At 45.4% G+C, this 8,031-nt stretch carries 7 protein-coding genes and 1 tRNA gene; all 8 read right to left on the minus strand.

The features are described 5' to 3' along the window. Positions 1–2: 2 nt before the first annotated feature. On the minus strand, positions 3–2,378 hold the full coding sequence (gene pheT / locus ACN0V2_RS12115) for a phenylalanine--tRNA ligase subunit beta (protein WP_417551082.1): 2,376 nt from the start codon (positions 2,376–2,378) through the stop codon (positions 3–5). A gap of 15 nt (positions 2,379–2,393) precedes the next feature. Beyond that, positions 2,394–3,431 carry a phenylalanine--tRNA ligase subunit alpha gene (pheS, locus tag ACN0V2_RS12120; RefSeq protein WP_417551083.1) on the minus strand — a complete coding sequence of 346 codons (1,038 nt, stop codon included), beginning with the start codon at positions 3,429–3,431 and terminating at the stop codon, positions 2,394–2,396. Between the two features lie 101 nt (positions 3,432–3,532). Continuing rightward, a complete protein-coding gene (gene rplT / locus ACN0V2_RS12125) occupies positions 3,533–3,892 on the minus strand; it encodes a 50S ribosomal protein L20 (RefSeq protein WP_417551084.1) in 360 nt (119 codons plus the stop codon). 15 nt (positions 3,893–3,907) lie between these two features. Next, positions 3,908–4,105, minus strand: a complete 198-nt coding sequence (rpmI, locus tag ACN0V2_RS12130; RefSeq protein WP_014706666.1) for a 50S ribosomal protein L35 — start codon at positions 4,103–4,105, stop codon at positions 3,908–3,910. A 27-nt stretch (positions 4,106–4,132) separates the two neighbouring features. Beyond that, positions 4,133–4,660, minus strand: coding sequence for a translation initiation factor IF-3 (gene infC, locus ACN0V2_RS12135; protein WP_417551087.1), 528 nt, complete (start codon positions 4,658–4,660; stop codon positions 4,133–4,135). Next, positions 4,656–6,581, minus strand: coding sequence for a threonine--tRNA ligase (gene thrS, locus ACN0V2_RS12140; protein WP_417551085.1), 1,926 nt, complete (start codon positions 6,579–6,581; stop codon positions 4,656–4,658). The genes infC and thrS overlap by 5 nt, the downstream gene beginning before the upstream one ends. Positions 6,582–6,660: 79 nt before the next feature. Then, positions 6,661–6,737, minus strand: a tRNA-Val gene (locus tag ACN0V2_RS12145). A 110-nt stretch (positions 6,738–6,847) separates the two neighbouring features. Beyond that, on the minus strand, positions 6,848–8,031 hold a 1,184-nt coding region (locus tag ACN0V2_RS12150), incomplete at its 5' end, for a helicase-related protein (protein WP_417551086.1).

Genomic DNA, 8,031 nt, shown 5'->3' on the forward strand with positions numbered 1-8,031 from the left:
CGTTAGGTTCTGACCATCGCACCCAGATCGCTTTGTAACTTCTGGGTAATTTGTAACATTAATGCATCGACTTCATCGTCGGTCATGGTTCGCTCACCATGTTGAAGATGGAAGGCGACCGCAATACTCTTCTTACCAAGCTCGACACCATCTCCAGAATAAACGTCAAACAATTGAATTGCCTTAAGAATATCAGACTCAATGCCTTTCAGGCAATGCTCTATTTCAAAGGCAACAACTGAGTTGTCGACGACTAATGCAAGATCCCTGCGAATAGCAGGATAACGTGACAGAGCGGTAAATTTTGGAATGGCGGATTGTAAGCAAACCGCCAATGCCAATTCAAAAACATAAGCTTTACCACTAAAGCCTAATGGTTTATTCAGTTTTGGATGTAAGGCCCCAATCCAACCAACCGCTTGGCCATCTTGATAGATGCGCGCGGATTGACCGGGATGCAATGCTGGATGTGTTTCGGCGCGAAACTCGACTTTGCCATTACCCAATGCCAATAACGCTTCGACATCAGCTTTAACATCAAAAAAATCAACTTTACGGTCTTTTTCAGCCCATTGTTCTGGATTAACATCACCGTAGACTAATCCACCAATACATTGATCTTGATCGATATTGGCCAATTCACCACGGAACACACGACCGACTTCAAATAAACGAATGCGATCATGTTGACGATTCAGGTTATAAACCATCGCTTGCACCAGACCCGGCCAAAGTGAATGACGCATCACTGACAAATCAGCAGAAATCGGGTTGGCTAATTTGATAGGTTCCATTTCACTATCAGCAAAATGCCGTTGCATAGTCGGATCAACAAAACTGTAGGTGATCGCTTCAAAATAACCCCGATCTACCAATAGGTTTTGTAGTCGTTCTGTTGCAAGCTGTTGTTCAGATATTGCACCTGGCAATACACTGATTTCGGGACGGGTTTGCGGTAAGCGATCATAGCCGTAAAGACGACCCAACTCTTCAATCAAATCGACTTCAATATTAATATCAAACCGGAAACTTGGCACAATAACCAGCCAACCTTCTCTAACTTGTGTAACTTCCAGCCCCAATCGTGTCAGCTGTTCTTCTACTTCAGCAGCTTCGATCTCAATTCCCAATACGCGTTTAATTCGATTTGCACGTAGTAGGATTTGTGGCGTTTCAGGTAACGCACTTTCTTCACTGACAATAGTAAGCGGGCCTGCCTGACCACCGACAATCTCCAGAATCAAGCTGGTGGCACGTTGCATTGCTTGCTGTGCCAATTCGGGATCAACTCCACGTTCAAAGCGATGAGATGAATCGGTGTGCAATCCATAACTTCTAGCTTGGCCGGCGATAGCATCGGGCGCAAAAAAAGCTGCTTCAAGGAACAATGAGCTTGTAGCAGAATCCACTGCCGACGCATCGCCGCCCATAATGCCTGCAAGCGCCAATGGTCCAGAAGCATCTGCAATAATCAGTGTTTGTTCGGCAATCTCAACTTGCTGACCGTCTAACAACGTCAGTTTTTCATGAGCTTTAGCAAAGCGCACGGCAATGGCTTGTTGTAATTTTTGCAGGTCAAAAGCATGCATCGGCTGACCGAGTTCCAGCATCACATAATTGGTGATATCGACCACTGGACTGATACAACGCAAACCACTGCGGCGCAGTTTTTCCTGCATCCATAAAGGTGTTTTGGCATCAGGATTAATATTTTCAATTACCCGGCCAATATAATTCGGACAGGCTTGTTTGGCTTCGACCGAAACTGGAAAAGTTGTCTGAACAGTTGCAGCGATATCATTGATGATGACCGGTGTTAGATTGGTGCGACTAATCACACCCAGTTCACGTGCAATACCAGCAACCCCAAGACAATCACTGCGGTTAGGTGTTAAGTCGACTTCGATAGTGAAATCATTTAACGCCAAGTAATCCCGAATGTCTTTACCAACTGGAGCGTCTTCCGATAACTCCAGCAGACCTTCAGAGGATTCAGCGAGGCCGAGCTCTTTAGCGGAACACAACATACCAAATGAAGGCACACCACGCAGTTTGGCTTGTTTGATTTTGAAATCGCCGGGCAGCACGGCACCGATAACAGCAACCGGAATTTTCAAACCTTCGCGAACGTTGCTGGCGCCACAAACAATATGCAATAACTCATCACCGGCAACATCCACTTCACAGACACGCAATTTGTCGGCATCCGGATGCGCAACAACCGATTTCACTTGTCCAACCAATACGCCTGAGAAATCACCAGCAACGGGAGATACAGAATCAACTTCCAAACCCGCCTGGGTCAGTTTCTCGGCAATCACCTGCACATCGAAATCAGGATTAACCCATTCACGTAGCCAATTTTCGCTTAATTTCATGGCGAACTTCCTATCCTATTTGAACTGACGCAGGAAGCGCAGATCGTTCTCAAAAAATAATCGCAGATCATTAACGCCATAACGCAGCATCGCCAGGCGTTCAACGCCCATACCAAATGCCAGACCCAAATATTTTTCACTATCAATATTGACGTGCTCGAATACTTTAGGATGCACCATGCCGCAACCTAAAACTTCCAGCCAACCGGTATGACTACAAACACGGCAGCCTTCGCCACCACAGATCACACATTCAATATCTGCTTCTGCTGATGGTTCGGTAAACGGGAAATAAGAAGGACGGAAACGTACATTCAGTGGTTTTTCAAAAAACGCCTGCAGAAAGTCAGCCAGAATGCCTTTCAGATCGGTAAAGCTGACATTTTCGTCAACCATTAAACCTTCTACTTGATGGAACATCGGGGTATGCGTTAAATCCGAATCACAGCGGTATACCCGACCTGGGGCAATAATACGCAACGGTGGTTGCTGTTCTTCCATCACTCGGATCTGTACCGGTGAGGTATGAGTACGCAACAACATTTCTGCGTTGAAATAAAAGGTATCGTGCATCGCGCGCGCTGGATGACTTTCAGGGATATTCAATGCGGTGAAATTATGATCACCGTCTTCAATTTCCGGACCCTCAGCAATTTGAAAACCGATTTGACGGAAATATTGTTCGATACGTTGCAGAGTACGTGTGACTGGATGCAGACCACCGACTTCAGCATTACGACCAGGTAACGTGACGTCCACAGTTTCGGCAGCTAATGCAGCTTGCATGGCTTGTTCGGCTAAAACTTTGGTGCGTGCTTCAGTCAGACCAGCGACTTCTTGCTTGGCGAGATTCACTTCCTTACCAATTAAAGGTCGTTCTTCAGCGCTGAGATTACCCAGTTCTTTCACATATCCCGTAATCAAGCCTTTTTTACCTAGATATTCGACCCGAACGTTGTCCAAGGTTTTAGCATCCGTCGCGTTTTGAATCGCGGTCTTTGCTGCCTCAACAATATCTTTTAATGCCAGCAACTGTGATGACAGTTCAGCCATATTTCCTCCACCTGAGGATCAATCAGAAATAAAAAAGGGCCGTCATCAACGGCCCTTTAATGTGCAACTAATAATGAGATTCGCTAAAGCGAACCGATTGATTAGTTAGCCAAAGCCGCCTTTGCTTTTGCAGCAATAGCAGCAAATGCAGCAGAGTCGTGATAAGCGATATCTGCCAATACTTTACGATCGATTTCAATAGATGATTTTTTTAGACCATCAATCAAACGGCTGTAAGACATTCCGCATTCACGTGCAGCAGCGTTGATACGTGCAATCCACAGTGTACGGAAAACACGTTTTTTCTGACGACGATCACGGTATGCATATTGACCGGCTTTGGTAACTGCTTGAACAGCTACACGATAAACATTCTTGCGACGGCCATAATAACCTTTGGCCTGTGCGATAACTTTTTTGTGACGGGCGCGGGCTGTTACACCACGTTTTACTCTAGCCATTGGAATACTCCTTAATTATAGAAGAGGCAATAATTTGCGGACTGACAAATGATCTGCTTTACAGATTGTCAGCGTGGAACGCAGTTGGCGTTTCCGCTTAGTGCTTTTCTTGGTCAGGATATGGCTGGTAAACGCTTGAGCGCGTTTAAATTTACCGCTACCGGTGCGTTTGAAACGCTTCGCTGCACCGCTATGATTTTTCAATTTTGGCATTTGGAACTCCGCATTGTTAATTAATAGTTATTTTTTATTACTTGGTGCCAAAACCATAATCATTTGCCGACCTTCTTTCTTAGGATGTTGCTCAATAACCGACAGTTCATTTAGATCTTCGGCTACTCTTTCGAGCAGTTTGAGTCCTAAGTCCTGATGGGCCATCTCACGTCCACGAAAGCGGAGGCTGACTTTGGCTTTATTACCTTCTTCGAGGAAACGTGTCAGGTTGCGTAGTTTTACCTGGTAGTCACCCTCTTCCGTCCCTGGTCGGAATTTTATTTCCTTAACTTGTATCTGTTTTTGCTTTTTCTTAGCAATGGCTTTTTGTTTATTAGCCTCAAACACATACTTGCCGTAATCCATAATACGGCACACTGGTGGTTCTGCCTGAGGGGCAATCTCCACCAAATCGAGCTCGGCTTCTTCAGCTAACTCCAAGGCTCTCGCCAATGAGATAACGCCTAGTTGTTCACCGTTTTCATCGGTTACACGAATTTCTTTGGCTGTGATTTCAGAATTCAGCCTTTTTTGATCTGTAGCGATGTTTTTAATCCTCTAAAATAATTCGACCGCGGCTAGCAACGTCTTCTTTAAGCAATGAAACGAAGCTCTCAAGCGACATAGCGCCTAAATCTTCGCCTTTGCGAGTACGTACTGCCACGGCATTTTCTTGTGCTTCGCGATCCCCAACAACGATCAGATAAGGTACGCGCCGCAATGTATGCTCGCGTATTTTAAAGCCAATCTTCTCATTTCTCAAGTCCGTATCGGCTCTAAATCCCTGATTTTTCAATTGTTGGGCAATTTGTTGAACATATTCTGACTGTTTATCGGTAATTCCCATGACCATTACCTGACGAGGTGCAAGCCATGCCGGAAACGCGCCAGCATATTCTTCGATGAGTATACCGATAAAACGCTCAAGTGATCCAAGAATCGCTCGATGCAACATTACCGGTACTTGCTTGGAACCATCATCCGCCACATAAGTTGCATCCAAACGGCCCGGCATCGAGAAATCCACCTGAATAGTGCCGCACTGCCAAACCCGTCCCAGACAATCTTTTAAGGAGAATTCGATCTTCGGCCCATAGAATGCACCTTCACCAGGCTGCAGTTCCCAGTCCAGATCTTTGGCATTCAATGCTTGCTCAAGTGCATGCTCGGCTTTATCCCAAACCGCATCACTACCGACCCGATTTTCCGGGCGAGTTGAGAGTTTGATAATAATCTCGTTAAAACCAAAATCGGCATAGACGTTAAATAGCAGATCAATAAAGGTAGCCACTTCGGACTGAATTTGGTCTTCAGTACAGAAGATATGCGCATCATCCTGAGTGAACCCACGCAGACGCATCAAACCATGCAAGGTACCGGAAGGCTCATTACGATGACATGAACCAAACTCTGCCATACGCAAAGGTAAGTCACGGTAGCTTTTCAGACCTTGATTAAAAATCTGGATATGGCACGGGCAGTTCATCGGTTTAACCGCATAATCACGATTTTCAGAATGCGTGCTGAAAATCATGTCACCAAATTTGTCCCAGTGGCCGGATTTTTCCCACAGACTGCGGTCGACCACTTGGGGAGTACGTACTTCCTGATAGCCGTTATTGGCCAACACATCACGAATGTATTTTTCCACTTCGCGATAAATGCGCCAACCATTGTCATGCCAGAAGATCATGCCAGCAGCTTCATCTTGCAGATGGAATAGATCCAGGCTTTTCGCTAGCTTACGATGATCGCGTTTTTCAGCTTCTTCTAAACGATGTAAATAGGCTTTCAGATCTTTTTTATCAGACCAGGCCGTGCCGTAGATACGCTGCAGCATTTCATTTTCAGATTTACCACGCCAGTAAGCACCGGCCAGTTTCATCAATTTGAATGCTTTGAGTTTGCCGGTATTTGGCACGTGTGGTCCACGGCATAAATCCATGAACTCGCCTTGACGGTACACTGACAGGATTTCATCTTTCGGAATATCTTCGATGATCTGAGCTTTATATTCTTCGCCCATTTCGCGGAAGATTTGGACTGCAGCATCACGAGTGACTTCTTCACGCACCACTTGCAGATCCTGCTTAACCAACTCTTCCATACGTTTTTCGATCTTTTCCAAATCTTCCGGTGTAAAACCTTTTGAATAGGAAAAATCGTAGTAAAAGCCATCATCAATGACCGGGCCAATAGTGACCTGAGCATCTGGATAAAGTTGTTTTACAGCTTGAGCTAATAGATGTGAAGTCGAATGACGAATGATATCCAACCCTTCTTCATCACGTTCGGTGATGATGGCAAGTTCAGCATCATCTTCAATAACGTAATTGGTATCAACCAGTTTGCCATTCACTTTACCGGCCAGAGCAGCACGGGCTAAACCGGCACCAATATCGGCGGCAATATCATGAATTGAAACGGGGTGATCGAACTGGCGTTGACTGCCATCAGGAAGGGTAATTGAAATCATGCTATATCCTTGGTTGTGGCCAATACGAGAGGCCTTAAAAACCAAAAAGCACCTGCAAGAGGTGCTTGATGTATATATCTGGTAGGCACGATTGGATTCGAACCAACGACCCCCACCATGTCAAGGTGGTGCTCTAACCAACTGAGCTACGTGCCTACTGTGAAGCGCGAAATTATACGCAGTCAGGCATATTTTGCAAGCGCTTTATACCGCTTCGTGACAGGGTATCTCTTGATGACTAATCTCATCCCAGCAACTATTTATATTTAAAGAGTAACGGGTCCTAATGCCATCTTTTTCACTTTATCAAGTTCGTCACGTAATTTAGCTGCTTCTTCAAATTCCAGATTTTGTGCATGTTTGTACATCGCACTTTCAATCTGTTGAATGCGTTTCGCCAATTGTTGAGGAGATAACGCCGCATACTTGGCATACTCTTCGGCAACTTGGGCGAATCGCAGATTTTCTTCTTTCTTGCTCTTCGAGTCATCCATACCACCACGAATCGACTTGATAATGCCTTTTGGCGTTATGCCATGTTCTAAATTATGAGCAATCTGTTTTTCACGACGGCGATCTGTTTCATCAATTGCCCGTTGCATTGAACCAGTAATCTTGTCTGCATATAAAATCGCTTTGCCATTAAGATTCCGAGCTGCTCGGCCAATGGTTTGAATCAACGATCGGTCACTTCGCAAGAAGCCTTCTTTATCGGCATCCAAAATGGCCACCAGCGACACTTCAGGAATATCCAAGCCTTCACGGAGTAAGTTGATACCTATTAATACATCAAACTCACCCAAACGCAGATCCCGCAAAATCTCCATCCGCTCAACCGTATCAATATCCGAATGCAGATAACGCACTTTGACATTGTGCTCACGCAGATAATCAGTGAGATCTTCGGACATACGTTTGGTCAAAGTGGTGACCAACACCCGCTCGTTGACGGCGGTGCGTTTATGAATCTCGGAAAGTAAATCATCGACCTGTGTGCCTACTGGGCGAATTTCCACTTCTGGATCGATCAACCCCGTTGGGCGCACCACCTGCTCGACAATATTGCCGGCATGTTCCGCTTCGTATTTACCCGGTGTAGCTGAAACAAAAATAGTCTGCGGTGCCAGCTTTTCCCATTCATCAAACATCAGTGGTCGATTATCCAAAGCTGACGGCAAACGGAAACCATAATTCACTAGGGTTTCTTTACGTGAACGGTCACCTTTATACATCGCACCAATCTGCGGAATCATGACGTGGCTTTCATCAATAATCAGAATGGCATCATCTGGCAGGTAATCAAACAACGTTGGCGGCGCTTCTCCAGCGTGACGGGTAGATAGATGTCGAGAATAGTTTTCGATACCGTTGCAATAGCCAAGCTCTAACAACATCTCAATATCAAAACGAGTGCGCTGCTCTAATCGCTGGGCTTCAACTAATTTATTTT

This window comes from Methylophaga sp. (genome assembly GCF_048266885.1).
GTDB lineage: Bacteria > Pseudomonadota > Gammaproteobacteria > Nitrosococcales > Methylophagaceae > Methylophaga.